The 16,118-nt window shown below is 67.8% G+C and carries 19 protein-coding genes; 9 read left to right on the plus strand and 10 right to left on the minus strand.

Going from position 1 to position 16,118, the window contains the following annotated elements:
* Positions 1-117: 117 nt before the first annotated feature.
* The 8 genes from ACT3HL_RS07660 (at position 118) to ACT3HL_RS07695 (ending at position 5,143) form a co-directional block, all read left to right on the plus strand.
* Complete coding sequence (locus ACT3HL_RS07660; RefSeq protein WP_445086233.1) at positions 118-1,032, plus strand: DUF7319 domain-containing protein; 915 nt, start codon at positions 118-120, stop codon at positions 1,030-1,032.
* Positions 1,033-1,105: 73 nt separating this feature from the next.
* Entirely contained in the window at positions 1,106-1,765 is a 660-nt protein-coding gene (locus ACT3HL_RS07665; RefSeq protein ID WP_445086234.1) for a plastocyanin/azurin family copper-binding protein, read from the plus strand.
* Positions 1,765-2,151 (plus strand): DUF7318 family protein, encoded by a 387-nt coding sequence (locus ACT3HL_RS07670; RefSeq protein ID WP_445086235.1) that lies wholly within the window; start codon positions 1,765-1,767, stop codon positions 2,149-2,151. The genes ACT3HL_RS07665 and ACT3HL_RS07670 overlap by 1 nt, the downstream gene beginning before the upstream one ends.
* 2 nt (positions 2,152-2,153) lie before the next feature.
* Positions 2,154-2,954 carry a cytochrome b N-terminal domain-containing protein gene (locus ACT3HL_RS07675; RefSeq protein WP_445086236.1) on the plus strand — a complete coding sequence of 267 codons (801 nt, stop codon included), beginning with the start codon at positions 2,154-2,156 and terminating at the stop codon, positions 2,952-2,954.
* Positions 2,955-2,958: 4 nt separating this feature from the next.
* On the plus strand, positions 2,959-3,723 hold the full coding sequence (locus tag ACT3HL_RS07680; protein ID WP_445086237.1) for a cytochrome bc complex cytochrome b subunit: 765 nt from the start codon (positions 2,959-2,961) through the stop codon (positions 3,721-3,723).
* A 135-nt stretch (positions 3,724-3,858) separates the two neighbouring features.
* Complete coding sequence (locus ACT3HL_RS07685; protein WP_445086497.1) at positions 3,859-4,281, plus strand: DUF7315 family membrane protein; 423 nt, start codon at positions 3,859-3,861, stop codon at positions 4,279-4,281.
* Positions 4,274-4,549 carry a DUF7314 family protein gene (locus ACT3HL_RS07690; RefSeq protein ID WP_445086238.1) on the plus strand — a complete coding sequence of 92 codons (276 nt, stop codon included), beginning with the start codon at positions 4,274-4,276 and terminating at the stop codon, positions 4,547-4,549. The genes ACT3HL_RS07685 and ACT3HL_RS07690 overlap by 8 nt, the downstream gene beginning before the upstream one ends.
* A 144-nt stretch (positions 4,550-4,693) precedes the next feature.
* Complete coding sequence (locus ACT3HL_RS07695) at positions 4,694-5,143, plus strand: DUF7313 family protein (RefSeq protein ID WP_445086239.1); 450 nt, start codon at positions 4,694-4,696, stop codon at positions 5,141-5,143.
* 93 nt (positions 5,144-5,236) lie between these two features.
* On the opposite strand, the gene ACT3HL_RS07700 is transcribed toward ACT3HL_RS07695, so the two are convergent.
* From ACT3HL_RS07700 to ACT3HL_RS07735, 8 genes are all read right to left on the minus strand, one after another.
* Positions 5,237-6,031 carry an NAD(+)/NADH kinase gene (locus ACT3HL_RS07700; protein ID WP_445086240.1) on the minus strand — a complete coding sequence of 265 codons (795 nt, stop codon included), beginning with the start codon at positions 6,029-6,031 and terminating at the stop codon, positions 5,237-5,239.
* A 167-nt stretch (positions 6,032-6,198) separates the two neighbouring features.
* Positions 6,199-7,131: an alpha/beta fold hydrolase gene (locus ACT3HL_RS07705; RefSeq protein ID WP_445086241.1), complete on the minus strand. Its 933-nt coding sequence runs from the start codon at positions 7,129-7,131 to the stop codon at positions 6,199-6,201.
* Between the two features lie 85 nt (positions 7,132-7,216).
* Entirely contained in the window at positions 7,217-8,446 is a 1,230-nt protein-coding gene (gene meaB, locus ACT3HL_RS07710) for a methylmalonyl Co-A mutase-associated GTPase MeaB (RefSeq protein ID WP_445086242.1), read from the minus strand.
* Positions 8,446-8,877 (minus strand): cobalamin-dependent protein, encoded by a 432-nt coding sequence (locus ACT3HL_RS07715; protein WP_445086243.1) that lies wholly within the window; start codon positions 8,875-8,877, stop codon positions 8,446-8,448. The genes meaB and ACT3HL_RS07715 overlap by 1 nt, the downstream gene beginning before the upstream one ends.
* 75 nt (positions 8,878-8,952) lie before the next feature.
* The gene (locus tag ACT3HL_RS07720) at positions 8,953-10,323 is read right to left on the minus strand and encodes a GAF domain-containing protein (RefSeq protein ID WP_445086244.1); all 1,371 of its coding nucleotides are present in this window, start codon (positions 10,321-10,323) and stop codon (positions 8,953-8,955) included.
* Between the two features lie 170 nt (positions 10,324-10,493).
* Positions 10,494-12,299 (minus strand): alpha/beta fold hydrolase, encoded by a 1,806-nt coding sequence (locus ACT3HL_RS07725; RefSeq protein WP_445086245.1) that lies wholly within the window; start codon positions 12,297-12,299, stop codon positions 10,494-10,496.
* Between the two features lie 63 nt (positions 12,300-12,362).
* A complete protein-coding gene (locus ACT3HL_RS07730) occupies positions 12,363-13,133 on the minus strand; it encodes a hypothetical protein (RefSeq protein WP_445086246.1) in 771 nt (256 codons plus the stop codon).
* An 18-nt stretch (positions 13,134-13,151) separates the two neighbouring features.
* A complete protein-coding gene (locus ACT3HL_RS07735; RefSeq protein WP_445086247.1) occupies positions 13,152-13,409 on the minus strand; it encodes an MTH865 family protein in 258 nt (85 codons plus the stop codon).
* A 352-nt stretch (positions 13,410-13,761) separates the two neighbouring features.
* Between ACT3HL_RS07735 and ACT3HL_RS07740 the strand changes: the two genes are divergently transcribed.
* Entirely contained in the window at positions 13,762-14,310 is a 549-nt protein-coding gene (locus ACT3HL_RS07740) for a plastocyanin/azurin family copper-binding protein (protein WP_445086248.1), read from the plus strand.
* A 29-nt stretch (positions 14,311-14,339) separates the two neighbouring features.
* On the opposite strand, the gene ACT3HL_RS07745 is transcribed toward ACT3HL_RS07740, so the two are convergent.
* Positions 14,340-15,398, minus strand: coding sequence for a glycosyltransferase (locus ACT3HL_RS07745; RefSeq protein ID WP_445086249.1), 1,059 nt, complete (start codon positions 15,396-15,398; stop codon positions 14,340-14,342).
* Positions 15,399-15,474: 76 nt separating this feature from the next.
* A complete protein-coding gene (locus ACT3HL_RS07750) occupies positions 15,475-16,107 on the minus strand; it encodes a DUF420 domain-containing protein (protein ID WP_445086250.1) in 633 nt (210 codons plus the stop codon).
* Positions 16,108-16,118 lie beyond the last annotated feature (11 nt).

Consider the following 16,118-nt stretch of genomic DNA (forward strand, 5'->3'; position numbering starts at 1 on the left):
ACTCGACGTTTCGGCGGGGTCCGCGTTGGCGCGCGCTCCCCCGAGAGGCCACGAGACGGAGTCGGTCGACCGGGAGAACCGTTACCCTAAGGAGCGTGCCGCCCCAAAGGTCGGGAAATGACGGAGTCCTCCGAGGAGTCGTACGCCGCGGACCGCCGCGCGGGCTCGTCTGGCCCCGAGGGGCGCGGGGAAGCCCCCGAAAGCGGTTCCGACGACGCCCCCGACGACGTCGACGCGCTCAGAGAGCGGGTCGAAGAGACCTACGACTTCGAGAACTTCGGCCCCGAGGACATGGCCGAGATGAGTCTCGAAGAGTGGGAGGCCGCCTTCGACCCCGAGACGTGGATCGTCGGGGAGGAGCTCCTCGACCGCGTCGAACAGGAGCTGAACGCCCGCGTCGCGATCCGCGAGATATTCGCGATAATCGAGCGCGTCGACGACGGCGAAGACCGCGTCGTCGCCTACTCCGACGAGGGCTATGCGGTCATCTACGCCGACGGGAGCGTCGAGGGCGAGGGAACCGTCCTCCGCGACGTCAAACCGACGGTCGCGCTCTGCTCGATGGAGCAGTACGATCTGATGGAAGCCCCCGAAGACGCCTCGCTGCCGGAGCCGGACGAGGTCGTCGAGGGGAGCGGCCAACTCGGCAACCTGATGCTGCAGGTCGTCGCCGCCGCACAGATTCTCGTGGGAGTCGGGCTCGTGGTCGCGTGGATTGCGCTCCCGTCGCTATCGACGATCGTCGCGCCGATCGCCGCGCTCGGATTCCTCTTGATCGGCTTCTTCCTCTTCGTCGTCGTGGCGAACGCGCGCCTCTCCGATCGCTTTCGAGCCGAGGAGTTCCGCAACCGGCTCCGCGCGCTCGACGTCGCCGGCGACGACCGCCCGGACGTGCTCTCGGATCAGGGCATCCACGGGGATACCGACGCCGCCGCTGACGCCGCCGCTGACGCCGCCGCTGACGCCGACACTGACGCCGCCGCTGACGCCGGTGGGAACACAGGCGAAAATCCCGCTGAGCGGGGGCAATAGGCCGCAACGGCAACGACGGCTGTGAGGGGTGAGTCGGTGGGTTTAAGCGCGTTCCATCCTCACATCGACGTGTATGAAGAGGCGGGACTTTCTGCGAGCAGCGAGCGTCCCTGCTGCCGCCGCGACGGCCTCTGCCACCGCCGGGCTCGGCACCGCCCAGGAGACGGAGACCTCGGGCGGCACAGCCACCGGCACGGCAACCGGAACGGGCACGGGCACGGGCACGGGGACCGGGAGCGACGGCGGCGGGGGTGGAGGCGGCGAGACGGTCGAGGTCGTCGTCGGCCCCGGCGGCTCTCTGGTGTACGAACCGGGTACCGAGGAGGCGCTGCAGATCGCTCCCGGAACGACCGTGGAGTTCGTCTGGGACTCCGACAACCACAACATCGTCGTCGAGAACCAACCCGAAGGGGCGAACTGGGAGGGACACGAGCCGATCGAGAACACCGGCTTCACCTACAGTCACACCTTCGAGACCCTCGGCACCTACGACTACTACTGTGACCCCCACCGGAGCGCCGGGATGGAGGCCACCATCGAGGTCGTCGAGAACCCCGAACCCGCCGGCGGCGGAGGCGGCGGCGAGAAGGAACTGCACGACCTCGGCGTTCCGATCCACGCACACTGGGTCGGCGCCGCCACCATCCTCGGGATCCTCGTGACGGTCATTTTCACGTTCTACATCCTGAAGTACGGTGAATCGCCCCACACGGGGACCGGGAGGAACGACTGATGTCATCGAGTGGCAGCACCTACGGCGACATCCATCGGTACGAACCGGCGCGCGAGAGCACGGCGGCGGCGATCGCCATCGTCCTGCTCACGATCATCGAGGTCGTGTTCGTGTTCCTGTTCACGTACGGGCTCCTCTCGGGATGGGGCCTCTCCGACACGGGGAACATGTACCTCGGGGCGGTGTTGGCCGTCATCTTCGTCGATCTGGCCTTCATCCTCGCGCTGTACCGCAAAGAGTTCCTGCCGGACGTCGTGATCGTCAAGAAGCGACGTCGGAAGTGGGAAGATCTCTACGTCCGCGAGGAAGACGTCGACGGCGTGCCGTTCGCTGACGGCGCGTGGGACCACGTCAAACACGCGATCTACCCGTACTACAAGCGATAACAATGAGCCTCGAAAAGAAAGACGAGTACGACCACGAAGGCTGGATGAAAGAAAAGGAGTTGACTCCCGTGGAGTCGACGTTCCTCACGACGCTCATCTGGCTGGACAAGCGGCTCCGCATCGTCGACTACCTGGAGCTTATGGAGACCCTCTACTACCGGGTCAACCTCCAGATGCCGAAGAGTCACACCGAACAGTACAACCTCGACAACAAGTTCTGGTACTGGTACCCGCTGTACACGCTGGGGCTGTTCTCGACGCTCGCGTACGTCGTCGCGGCGATATCCGGGGCGCTGTTAGGCTTCTACTACGCCCCGTCGAACGCCGCCGCGGCCGAAGCCACCGTCGCCTACGACAGCATCGCGTTCATTATGCGGGACCTCCAGTTCGGCTTTATGCTCCGCTCGATCCATCGGTGGTCGGCGCAGGTGATGGTCGCCGCGGTGTTCCTCCACATGCTCCGCGTGTACTTCACCGGCGCGTACAAGGAGCCGCGCGAGTTGAACTGGCTCCTCGGGATCGTGCTGATCAGCCTGACGATGGTCTTCGGGTACACAGGCTACCTGCTCCCCTGGGACCAGCTCGCCTTCTGGGCGGGACAGATCGGCGTCGAGATGGCGCTCTCGGTCCCGCTCGCCGGCGAGTGGGCCGCACAGCTGCTGTTCGGCGGCTTCTCGCTGAGTCAGGCGACGCTACAGCGGATGTACATACTCCACGTGTTCCTGCTCCCGTTCGTGGTGACGGCGCTCATCGCCATCCACATCGGCATCGTCTGGGTGCAGGGCATCGCGGAACCCCACTAGATCTATGACCGACGAAGACACCCCCACCGACGACGTTCGCACCGACGGCAGCGGTATCGTCGCTCCGGACGACGAGACGCCCACGTGGCGCGAGCGCAAAGAACGCACGCAGGGCCTCTCCCGGCTCACGTACGAGTACTTCGAGCGCGCCCGCCGCGAAGACCAAGACCTCAGACAGGAGTCTGACTACGTCGAACGCGACGTGCTCGCGTTCCCGACGTGGCCCCACGAGATCATCCGAAACCTCGCGATCGCGAGCTTCTTCGTGGGGATGCTGCTGTTCCTGTCCGCGACGCTCCCGCCGCACATCGGCGACCCGGCGAACCCCTCGAGCACGCCCGCGATCATCCTGCCGGACTGGTATCTCTACTGGTCGTTCGGCCTGCTCAAGCTCGGTCCGCTCAACCCCGAACTGTCGATCCTCGGCGGCCAGAAGCTGATGGCCGACCGGACCTACGGCGTGGTCGCGAACCTCGTCGTCGTCGGGATCATCGCCATCGTGCCGTTCCTCAACAAGGGGAGCGCGCGCCGCCCCGTCGAGCAGCCCTTCTGGGCGGCCGTCGGCGTCGGCGGCGTCATCTTCGCGCTCACGATCAGCGTCTACTCCGCGAAGAACCTGCTGCCGATGAACGTCCACCTCGCCTTCGACCTGACGTTCCTCCTGCCCATCGTGGCCGGGTTCATCACGTGGGCGGTGCTGAAGACGATGCGCGAGGGGTATATGTACGACCTCAACCGGCGGTACTACCGGCTTCGGCCGCCGAAATAATCCGCCGCAGATACGCTCTTCAGGCTCACAGATCCCCACGCGACCCCACTTCCGACAATGACAGACAGGAACGCCACGAGTGGGGACGTCGCCGACGAGGGCGCGGATCCGTCGCGCTCGGACGAGACTGTCCCGTTGGCAGACGGGGACGAGTCGAGATCAACCGAATCGACGTCGTCAGGCGACCTCGACCGGCCGGCGTCCACGGATCGGGGCCCGAAGAGGGAACGGGGGCGCGACGTCGTCGTCCCGATGCCGCTGTATAAGGTCGTCACCGTCTTTTCGACGCTCATCGCAGTGATCAGCGTCGTGTTCGGCTTTATGCTGCTCGATGCGGCGACGTTGAACGTGAGTTTCCTCGGTAACGCCGTCCGCGGCGTGTTCGCGCTCGTCGGTCTCGACATCGCCGATGGTCTGTTGAGTACGCTCTTCGCCGCGCTCGGACTCGCGAGTATCGCGCTCGGCGCCGGCGTCTACGTCATCGGGACTCGGTTTCGCGCACCCGGAATGGGAAACTCTCAAGAGGACTCCGGCGAAGGTTCGAACAACAATGGCTGACGAGTTCATCAAAGGACTGGGCATCTTCACCGGCGCGGGGCTCGCGTGGATGGTGCTCGCCGGGTGGTACCGGACGCCGAGCTTCGAGAGCGAACAGCAGCTCGTCGCGCCCGTAGAGCTGGCCGACTCCGCGACGATGTTCGACACGCTCGGGGTGCTCCTGATGGATATGTTCTTCTGGTTCGCGATCATCGGCGCGCTGACGTTCTGGGTGCTCATCCCGGTCGCCCGGCAGGCCAGCGAGGCCATCGAAGAGCGCGCACAATAACACCCCGTCCGGAGCCGTTCGCCGCCGCTCCGGCCGCACTCGATCCGATCCGACTCCCGATGTCTCGCTTTCGACCGATCCGACGCATCGTCGCGACGCGTCGGATTGGAAAAACTCTAATGAGTCCTGCACCCAACGTGGAGTATGCAACCGCTACAGTTCCTCGTTCCGCTCGACGCGCTGGAGGCCCTCGCGCCGGTCCTCCCGTTCGCTATCTTCGCGCTGGCGCTCGGGAACCTCGTGACGCGACTGCTTCAGCACAGCCGCCATCGCAGTCAGGCCGACCCCGGTGACGACGACGAGGCGCTGCGCCGGTGGCTCCCGCACACGGCGACGACGCTCGGACTGGTGCTCGCCTCGTTCCTCTTCATGATCGTCGAACCGCACGGCGGAATGGTGATGTCCGTGCTCGCGCTCACCGTGTTCATCTCGGACTTCTTCGAGTTCGAGTCCCGGCGCGTGGAGGCGCGCTCGAAGAGCAAAGCGCTCGAGCGACCGACCGCGGCGATCGGCGCGTCGGTCTTCGCACTGCTGTATGCGGGCTATCAGAGCCTGTTCTTCCTCATCGAACCGCTCTGGAACTCGGTCATCTAACGGCCCACGACCGCGAGTTCTGCCCCGCGGCCCCACTCCTCGCGAGCGTCTCGGCACTGACAGGCCGCGGCTCGTCCGCAGTCTCAAATTCGCTTACCACTCGCCGATCGTCTGCGGGCGGACGACCGGCGCTTCGCGACCGACTCGCACGTCGACGCGTGCGTCCGGCGGCACCTGACGGACGACGTCGTCGTCGAGCAGCAGCGACACCGCCGCCTCGTCGCGTTCGACCGAGAGAGAGACCGGGAGATGATGCACCCACGGGCTCACGTGCATCGCGTACGGTGAGATCGGAACCGTGACGACTCCCGTCTCGGCGCCGAGAAGCGGCCCGCCGGCCGCGCGAGCGTATCCGGTACTCCCGATCGGCGTCGCCGTCACGACGCCGTCCGCCCGGACGGTTTCGCGCCACCCGTCCCGCGACTCGACGCTGTACTCCGAGATGCGGGCCGGCTCCGTCGTCAGCAGCGTCACGTCGGCGACCGCCGACCCCGCGGCGTCGCCGCCGACGGCGACGTCCAAAATGGGATGTGAGGCCGTCTCGAAGGTTCCGCTCGCGAACGCGTCGACCGCCCGATCGACCGCCGGCGCTGGGATATCGTAGCGCCCGGCGCCCGTATCGATCGGGAAGACGGGGGGAAGCGATCCTCCCGTCCACGCGGTCAGCGACAGCAGTCCGGCCTCGCCGACGGCGAAGAGTGCGTCAGCGTCGCCGGCGTCGGTCGGAAACGGCGTTTCGTCGGATCGGGACTCTCCGCTCGCGTCGGGCTGGTGGCGCGGGGTGCCTGCGACGCGCTCGACCGCCGCGCCGTCGACCGCAGACAGCGCGTCGACGACGGCGCTCTCGATCGAACTCCCGTCGCCAGCGACGACGACGGAACCGATCACGGTCCCGCCTCCGCCCAGTCGGTTCCGGTCGCGTCGTCGGCGTCGCCCGCGCGGGGTCGGTGGGTCGCGACCGTGCGCGCGCGCCGGAGGCCCTGAAGGCGCATACCGACCGGTAGACCGCTGGGGAAAAAGACCCAGCGGTTCCCGTTCCGCGAGCCCCCGGCGACTCAGGCGTCATCGAGTGCAGCGCGCACGGTGTCGACGAATTGATCGGGATACTCCACGTGCGGCAGAAGCTTCGAATCGTCGAAGACGACCAGCCGACAGTCGGCGCGCTCGGCGAGCTCGCGACCGCGCGCGAGCGGCGTGATGTCGGCCTCACGTCCCCAGATCAGCGTCACCGGCGCGTCGATCGCCGGGAGCGTCTCCTCGAGGTCGCGATCGGCGTTGAGATACCCGCTGACGAACGACGCGGGCGCATAGCGCGCGTTCGGCTGGTGGGCCGTCTGCCACTCGTAGTCCATCCACTCCTCGCTCACGCGGTCGAGGTCGTAGTACCCGTGGTCGGCGTTGAAATACCTGATCGACGGCTTCGAGGCGATGAGATTATACAGCGCCTCGCCGACGACCGGCGCGCGAAGCAGCTCCCGCGCGAGGAGGTTCCGATCGGGGCCCCCGCGGTCGGTCGGACAGACAAGCACGACCCCCGCGAGGTCGAGATTCGGGGCGACATCGGCGAGGTAGGCCGCCGTCAGCGAGGACGCGACGACCGACGGTTCCTCGGGGACCACAGTGAGGAAGTCCCGGACGAACTCCGCATACAGCGTTCCGGAGTACCGAAGCGGCGGCCGATCGGACGTGCCGAACCCCGGCAGATCCGGCGCGAGCACGTGGTAGTCGGCGGCGAGCTTCTCGAACACCTCGCGGAACTCGCCGTTGGAGGCGGCCGCGTTGACACCGTGGAGGAGTACGAGGTCCGGGTCGTCTGGGTCGCCCGCCTCGGCGTACCGGACGTCGATCCCGCGCCACTCGAACGTCCGCTGTTCCCCGCCGAGTGCGGGCTCGAGAGGGTCGCGGTGACGTTCGAGCGCGGCGTTCGCGAGGGCGACGGCGCCGGTGCCCGCGGCGATTCCAAGGGCGGCGGCAACACTGCGTCTCATACGCGATCGTACGGTAGCAGCGGCCTTCAGGCTACTGGGAAGTCGCTCGGGCGGCACGTGGGCGGCGAACGATCGTCGCGCCCCGCTATCGTTCCTCACCGGGGGGCTCTTCGAGACACTCCCGCAGCGGATCGATGATCGAGGCCGCGACGGCGTACGGATCCGTCTCCCGGTCCAGAACGGCTCGGGCGAGCGCGTCCGCGCCGCCCCGTCGCTGGATCTCGGCGTCCAAGAGTTCGGCGGCGTCGCTCCGGACGAGCTGTCGGATCTCGTCCGCGTACCGCCGCAGCGCCTGCTGCTCGCGTCGCCCCGACTGGTCGAGGTAGTCCGCGTGCGCGTCGAAGGCCGCGAGGAGGTCGTCGACACCGGCTCCCGTGGTCGCGATGGTCTCGACGACCGGCGGCACCCAACCGGGATCGCCGGCGCGTTCTCCGCCCGAGTCGCCCGCCGCCGATTTCGGGGAGTCGCCTGCTTCCGATCTCGGGGGATCGCCCCCCGATGCCGAGGCGAACGCGCCGGTCTCGGGGGGCGTGACATCACCGGTGTCCCGCCCGCGGACCATCTCTTCGAGCTCCGCGACGGTCCGCGATGCGCCGTCCATATCGGCCTTGTTGACGACGAAGACGTCGCCGATCTCGAGAATACCCGCCTTCAGCATCTGGATGTCGTCGCCGCTGCCGGGCTGGACGACGACCGCGACGGTGTCGGCGGCGCGGACGACGTCCACCTCGCTCTGTCCGGCGCCGACCGTCTCGACGACGACGACGTCCTTCCCGAACGCGTCGAGTGCCGTCACGGCGTCCGTCGTCGCACCGGCGAGACCGCCGAGTTGCCCGCGCGCGCTCATCGAGCGGAAGAAGACGTCCATGTCCCCGACGGTCGAGGCCATCCGGATCCGATCGCCGAGCACGGAGCCGCCGGAGTACGGCGACGCGGGGTCGACGGCGACGACGCCGACGGTGTCGCCGCGGTCGCGGTACGCCTCCGCCAGCTTGTCGACGAGCGTCGACTTCCCCGCGCCGGGGCTGCCGGTGACCCCGACGATATCCGTTCCGCCCGTGTGGGGATACAGACGCGAGACGAGGTCGCGGTGGCCCGGCGCGCGGTTCTCGATCCGGGTGATGACCCTCGCCAGCGCGCGGTGGTCCCCGTCGAGCAGCGCGTCGACGAGACGCTCGTTCCGCGCCGCCCTCTCCGCGTCGGCTCGGCCCGTCGCTGCGTCGCCGGTTTCGCCAGCCTCGCCGGTCACGGCGTCTCGTTGCCCCGCCGCGGTGTCGTCCCGGTCAGCCCCCGGACCGCTTCGGTCCCCGTCCATCAGTCGCGCCGGGGGGCGTTCTCGCGGACGAACTCGACGGTCTCTTCCATCGGCGTTCCGGGACCGAAAATCGCCGCGACGCCCATCTCGCGGAGCCCGGCGCGGTCGCCCTCGGGAATGATCCCGCCGACGATGAACAGCGTGTCCTCGAAGGCGTCGTACGCCTGCAGCCCGTCGACGATCTTCGGGACGAGCGTGTTGTGCGCACCCGAGAGGATCGAGATCCCGAGGACGTCGACGTCCTCCTGGACCGCCGCCTGCACGATCTCGTCGGGCGAGCGGTGGAGACCGGAGTAGACCACCTCGAAGCCGGCGTCGCGGAAGGCGCGGGCGATGACGTGGGCCCCCCGGTCGTGGCCGTCGAGACCGACCTTCGCGATGAGACACCGGATCGGTCGCTGCACTCCCGTTCGCTCTGCGTCGGCGCTCATACGCGTCGGTTCGACGGCCGGCCGTTTGGTTCTACCGGCACGGTCCAGCAATCGGCTGCTTCGACCCCACTCGGCTTACCCGGACCACTCGTGGTAGATCCCGTAGATACACTGGAGGGAGCCCGGCGGTGACGCCGGCACGAGACTCAGCGTGAACTCCCGAGCGGAGCCGTCGGCGGCCGGCCGCTCGATGGTGGCCGTCGACGCCTCGCCGGTTTGCAGCGCCCGCAGATACAGTTCGATCTCGTCGTCGGTGGGGATCTCCTCTGTCAGCGCACTGCCGCCCTCGACGTCGCCGAACCGGTCGATGTACGCTCCGTTCACGTCGGCGACCCTCGCGACGCCGTCGGGGCGCTCGACGCAGACCGCGGGGGCGGGGAGGACGTCGAAGAAGGCGTGGAGGCGGTCGCGCTCCTCGCGGAGCGTCACCTCCCGCTCGATTCGCTCGAGTGCCTCGCGCGTGTAGCCCGCGAGCGTCTCGAGGAACTCCCGATCGCGCTCGTCGAACGCCCCGCGGCAGTCGGAGGCAACCTGAATCACGCCGCGCTCGTCGATCGGCACGCTCAATAGCGCGTGGAACCCGTCGTGTTCGATGATCGCGTCGGGGTCCGCTTGGATGTCGTCGATGATCTCTGACTCGCCCGTCCGATGCGTGCGTCCGGCGATTCCCTCCTCGATGTGAACCGGGCTCAACTGCGAGTCGGGGAGCGTAGATCCACGGGAGACGAGCCGGTCGCCCTCGGCGAGTAAGACGACGCAGAACTCGAACGCCAGCGCGTCAGTCGTCGCCTCAACGGTCCGCTGTATCACCGCGTCGACGGTCTCGCAGGCGGTGATGTCCTCGGCGTAATGGCTCAGCGCGGTCAACCGAGCGTTGGATTCGCGCAGTTTGTCCTTGGTTTTGTTCTCGCGGATCACCGAGCGCACGTGCGCATTGAGTTCGTCGACAGCGCCCTCCTCGACGGTCGTTCCCTCGACCACGGCGATAGCTGGCGGGTCGTAGACGACGATCGGGACTTCGTCGCTCTTGACGACGTCACGGACCAGACCCCTCCCCCCGCCGAGGATGACAACGCAATCGATCGTCGGCCCGAGTTCCGCCACGTACTCGCTTGCGGTCTCTCCGTAGCGAACGACGACGTCGGTGTCGAGTTGGTGTTCCAGTCTCGAGACGATCGACGATACGTCGATCTCTCCCTCGGACCGTTCGCCGCCGCTACCCGGGTGGTCGCCGCCCTGCCCCCCTTCACAGGCGGGTGCGTTGCCCCGAACGAAGCCACCGCTGAAACCGCGGTCCGGTCCCGTCCCGGGCCCCTCACTCGCCGGATCGTCCTTTTCGTCGGTCCCATCGTTTCGGCCGGACTCGAGGTCCCCACCACCGTCGTCGGCGACGGACGACGACGACCCGACGACGAGAACGCGCCCCCCGGCGGACTCTCCCGTCATACCCCACAACTCGTACGTCAACACATTAAGACGTTCGCTTCCCTGACGAATACGTGGTCCCGGCACGCAGGCAGCCACCACATCGTCGGGGAAACGGCGGGACAGTGAGTGGATACTCACATTCGCTCACATACTGCAACACCGTCTGGTATTAAACTATTCTGACTCTTCTACTCCAGCACGTCGTTCAGAAACGTGACGATCGCCTCGTAGGCTTCGATCCGATTCTCCAGTTTCGTAACGCCGTGTCCCTCGTCGTCGAAGACGAGTTCGCGGACGGGAACGTGCTCGCTCGCGGCCTCGACCAGTTGGTGCGCCTCCGAGACGGGGACTCGCGGATCGTTCGCGCCGTGGAGGACGAAAAGCGGCGCACGGATCGCTTCGATGGTGTTGAGCGGGGAGATCGACTCGAGGAACTCCCGGTCGTCCTCGAGGGAGCCGTACTCGGCTTCACGGAGTTCTCTTCGCCACTCACCGGTGTTCTCGAGGAACGTAACGAAGTTCGCGATCCCGACGATATCGATCCCGGCGGCCCACAGGTCGGGGTACTCCGTCATCGCCGCGAGGACCATAAAGCCGCCGTAGGACCCGCCCATCGCGACGACTCGGTCGTCGTCGACCGCCGGGTGATCGGAGAGCCACTCGACGGCCGCCTCGATGTCTGCGACCGCGTCCATCCGACGTTCGACGTCGTCGAGATGGCCGTAGGCCTTCCCGTACCCGGCCGACCCGCGGACGTTCGGCTCGAAGACGGCGAAGCCGTTCGCCAGGAAGTACTGCGTGACCGCGCTGAAAGAGGGTCGCCGCTGGGATTCAGGGCCGCCGTGGATGTCGACGATCACCGGCGTCTCGCCTTCGCCGGTGTCCGACTCCGGCAGCGAGAAGAACGCGGGGATGTCCCGCCCGTCGAACGTCGGGTAGTGGACCAACTCGGGTTCGACGAGGGAGTCGCGCGGGATCCCCGCGGTCGCCGCGCGCGTCCAGCGCTCCGCATCACCGGTGTCGCCGTCGACGACGTAGACGTTTGCCGGGTCGCCGCGTCGGGTCACGGTGACGGCGAACCGCTCGCCGGCGGCGTCGTAGGCGACGCCTCCCGCGACGCCCTCGGGGATCCCCGGCGCCGTAACGTCTCGCAGGTCACCGTCGTCCGCGAGCTCCCCCGCCGTCAGTTCGGTGTGGCCGTCGACGTTCTTCGAGTAGACCAACCGGCCGTGTTCGTCGTCGACGGCGACGCCGTCGATCTCCCAGTCGGGGTCCGACGCGGCGAGCGAGAACGCGCCGGTCTCGACGTCGACCCGCCAGAGATCCAGCGTGTCGCTCTCGCGATCGGAGACGAGGTAGACGGACTCGCCGTCGGGACCCCACTCGGCGCTCTGAAACCGTACCGTCCCCTCGTGCGGCGTCAGATGCGTCAGCTCGCCGGTGTCGACGTCGAGGACCGAGACGTCCTGATCGACGTTCGAGTACGCCTCCGAGACGATGAGTCGCGAGTCGTCGGGCGAGAAGCCGCCGAGCGTCAGCCAGCCGTCGCCCTCGACGAGTAGTTCGGCGTCCTCGCCGGTCGCGTCGCGGTCCTGTACGTAGACGTCGAAGACGGACTCGTCGCGGCGGTTCGACGCGAACGCGAAGCGCTCGCCGTCGTGGGTGAAGCCGCCCCATCGATGCTTCGCCTCCGAGGCCTGCGTGAGGTTCGTGATCTCGCCCGTCGGGAGGTCGTAGCGGAACAGCTGCTGGCGCTCGTTGCCGCCCTCGTCCATTCCGAAGGCGAACTCCGGGCGCTCGGGCGACCACGAGACGAACGTCACGCGCTCATCGAAGAACGTGCGCTGCTCGGGCCACTCGCCCGGGGCCGCGACCGTCCACACCTGCGGGACGCCAGTGGTGTCCATCAGGAACGCGATCCGTTCGTCGTCGGGACCGACGGACGCGCCGTAGGCGCTCCGGATGTTGAGATAGCGCTCGATGTCGTGGGACATACCTCAGATTCCGCGGCGGCGGACGAAAGCGTTCGGGTGGGTGAGCTCGGCAGCCCTAGCGGGCTACCGATCAGCGTCCGCGAAGTCCCCGAGACGGGTCCGACCGTCCGCGATCCAACCTCGCGCCTTCGCGTAGGCTGTCGGGTTGTTCGGAACGCCCTCGGTGTTTAGGAGCGTCTCCGGGAACAGTTCGTAGGCGATGCCGACCAGCTGGTACTCCAACTCGGCGAGGTAGGGATTCGTGTCCGGATACGGACCTATGCTGCGGTCCCACGCGCGGACCCAGAAGTAGACGGGGCGACGGAGGCGGCGCGTGCCGGGCTTAAAGAGCTGCGCTGCCCACGTTTGATACTTCTCCTTCGGATCGTCGTGATTGGTGGTGTCGATACCGTCACAAGCGTCGAGCACGGCCGCGCTCAGATCGCCGAGGTGGTACGCGTTCCCGTACCCCCAGCGGGCGAACTTTCCCCCCGTCTCGGAGACGTTTCGGAGGTTCGCGCTCAGCCCGTCGTCGGACCGGCGATACATCCCCGCTTTTCCCACGTAGTACGGGATCACTCGTGACTCGTCGATGGCGTACATCAGATACACGATCCCGTCGTACTCCCCGCGACGAGTCTCGTGGTCTTCGACGACAGTTTCGACGGCTTCCCCGAGCCGCGCGTTCATCGCGTCACTCCGCCGGAGCACTGGACGACGCTGCCGCCCGCCGTACTCGGTCAGCTCGACGGTCACCCCCGCGTCGTCGGTCGTCGCGAAAAGCGGCGTGGGGTCGTCGCTGTCGACGTAGCGATCGAGCCACGACTCCCACAGCCGCCGTTTGGTCTCGCGCACGACCCGACCGACCGCCGCTCAGATCAGCCCTTCGGCCTTGAGTCCCTCGATGACGTCGTCGACGAGGGATTCGACGTCGTCGTAGGGGAACTCCTGATGGGAGCCGAGCTTCGCGGCCATCTCCATCGCGGTGAGCGTGACGTCGCCGGCCTCGAACTTCGTTCCCGGGCCGTCCGGGAGCGCGGGCACGAGGTCCATTTGGCTGCTGACCGGGAAGTCGGCACCACTGAACGCGTCGATGAACTGCTGGCGGAGCTCCGCCTCTACGTCTGCCATAGCCGTGACGTGCGAGACGATCCGCAAAAGCGTTGCGAATCCACCTTTTTACTGCGGAGGGGTCCACGGACCCCTCCGCGCAAAAACCTGGAGGGAAAAATGTCCGCGAGGCGAGCCGGTCCCGCCCGGCTCGCCTCGCGGTCCGATCGCTTGCCTACTGCGACCGCACCGCCTCCGCTACCGCCCTGCACCGCTTCCGTTACCGCCCCGCACCGCCTCCGCTACCGCCCCGCACTGCCCCGCACCGAAAGGTACACCCGATCCCCAGCGGCGCGTCCACTCGCGGCCCGCGAACGCGACCCCGAAGAGACAAACCAAAGTATTCACTACAGCGGCATTCCAACGCCCGAGTATGACTGACGGCAACGCGGAGATGTCCCGTCGCGCCTTCCTCACGACGGCTGCCGGAACCGCCGCGGCCGCCGGTGCGGTCGGAACCGCCGCGGCCCAGGAGGGCGGCGGCACCGAGGAGGTCGTCGTCGGCCCGGACGGATCGCTCGTGTACACGCCGGGGACTGACGAACCGCTCCAGATCCTACCGGGGACGACCGTGGAGTTCGTCTGGGATTCGGACAACCACAACATCGTCGTCGACAGCCAACCGGAGGACGCGAACTGGGGGGGCCACGAGCCGATCGAGAACACGGGATTCACGTACGAGTACACCTTCGAGGTGCTCGGCACCTACGAGTACCACTGCGACCCCCACCTCAGCGCCGGGATGGAGGCCACCATCGAAGTCGTCGAGGAGATCTCGACGCCCGAGCCCGCGAGCGTACCGTCGGTCCCGGATTCGGCGAAAACGCTCGGCGTCGCCACCACCTTCGCGATGGTCGCGACGCTCGGGCTCGCCTTCTTCTTCCTGAAGTACGGCGGCGACTACGACCTCGACGACGAGTAGTCCGCGTCACCGCTTCACCCGACTGCCGCTCAGAAGAACCCGTAGTCGTCGCGCTCGGCCTCGTAGACCCGCTCGTACCGCTGCATCACGGCCGCGTGATCGTACTCCGCGAACGCCTCGTTGAACGACGACCGCTCGCGTTCGGCGGCGGCGACGACCTCGGAGGTCAGTTCCTGCGGGTTCGTCACGCGCACGCCGCGGTCGCAGTTTTCGACCAGTTCGTGCGCGCTCGAGTGCGCTTGGTACTCGACGATCCCGACGCAGCCACAGGCCAGCGCCCAGAGCAGTTCGCGCGCGAACGGCTCGACGGTCGCGGTCTGTGCGAACACGTGCGCGCCCTTCAGGATCGGCACGAACTCCTCCGGCGGGAGTTCCCCGAGGAACTCCACGCGGTCGTCGATACGGAGGTCCGCGGCGGTCTGCTCGACGGCGGCGCGCTCGGGGCCGTCGCCGACGACCGCCGCGCGCCACTCGCGGTCTCTGAGCTCCGCGAGCGCGAGGAGGAACGACTCGGCGTTCGCGTGTTCGTCCAGCCGGCGGGCGTAGACGAGGTCCGCCCGCGCGTCGACGGCGGCCTCGCGGACGAGGTCGACGTCGATCGACTCCGGGACGACCGTGACCGCGTCGGCGGGCGCGCCCCACTCGCAGACGTCGCTTTTGACCAGTCTCGAGGGGGCGAGGACGCGGTTGGTGCGCGTCGCCGCCCGCCGGAGCATCCGCGTGGTGTCGCTCTCCCGGGCGGCCCACCAGTCAACGACGACGGGAACTCGGAGGGCCCGCGCCGCGGTCTTCGCGGCGACGACTTGGGAGGGTGGGCTGTTGGTGGCGTGGATCACGTCGGGGGCGGCCCGCCGAAGCGCGAAGGGGAGCTTCGAGGCGAACGGCCGCGCCGACGGCGTCTCCGTGACGGCGACGTACCGGACGCCGGCCTGCTCGAAGGCGTCGAGCGGGCCCTCCCACCACTGCGAGCAGAGGAACGTGACCTCGTGGCCGCGCGCCGCGAGCCGTTCGGCGACTCGTCGCGCTCGCCTCGTCGCGCCGTCGGAGCGGCGTTGATCGGGATACAGCGAGACGAACGCGACACGCATACCCGAGAGTTTCGGCCGGTCGATAAAAATCCTCGACATTCTACCGGTCTGCTCGCGGTCGGTCCGCGTCGCCCGCTCAGACCGGCGGCGGCGCCGCGACGACCGCCGCCGCGGCCGATTCGACGTACTCCCAGTCGAAGGCGTGGTTCAACAGCAGGTACGTGACGACGCCGAGCGCGAGCGACAGGAGCCACGCGGCGGCGGCGATCCGGCCGATCCGTCGGTGCGGCGTCTCGTTCCGAAGCTCTGCGGGCGTGTGGCTGAGACCGAGCACGAGCGCGTAGAGGACCACCGGAACCGAGACGATCGAGAGCACGATGTGGACGGCGAGCATCGCCAGATACGGGTAGTACGCCAGCGTCGGACCGACGAACTCCTTCGTGCCGCCGCCGCCGATCTTCGTGAGATACAGCACGAGAAACACGAGGATGAGGACGAACGACGTCACCATCGCGGCGGCGTGTTTGCGGACCTCCTCGCGTCGGATCCACCGCCAGCCGGTGGCGATGACGAGGACGTTCACCGCGTTGACGAGGGCGATGGCGTCGGCGAGTCGGTTCACGGCCCGCAGCGACAGCTCCGGGAACACGCTCCCGGGAACGACACCGAGGAACGTGCCGATGACGGCGGCGTAGCCGACGGCTGAGAGGACGGCCGTGACCGCCAGCGGGTGCCGCTTGACGGCGTTGTCGGCGCTCGATAGAGCCATACCGGCCGGTT

Source organism: Halobellus sp. GM3 (assembly GCF_052545375.1).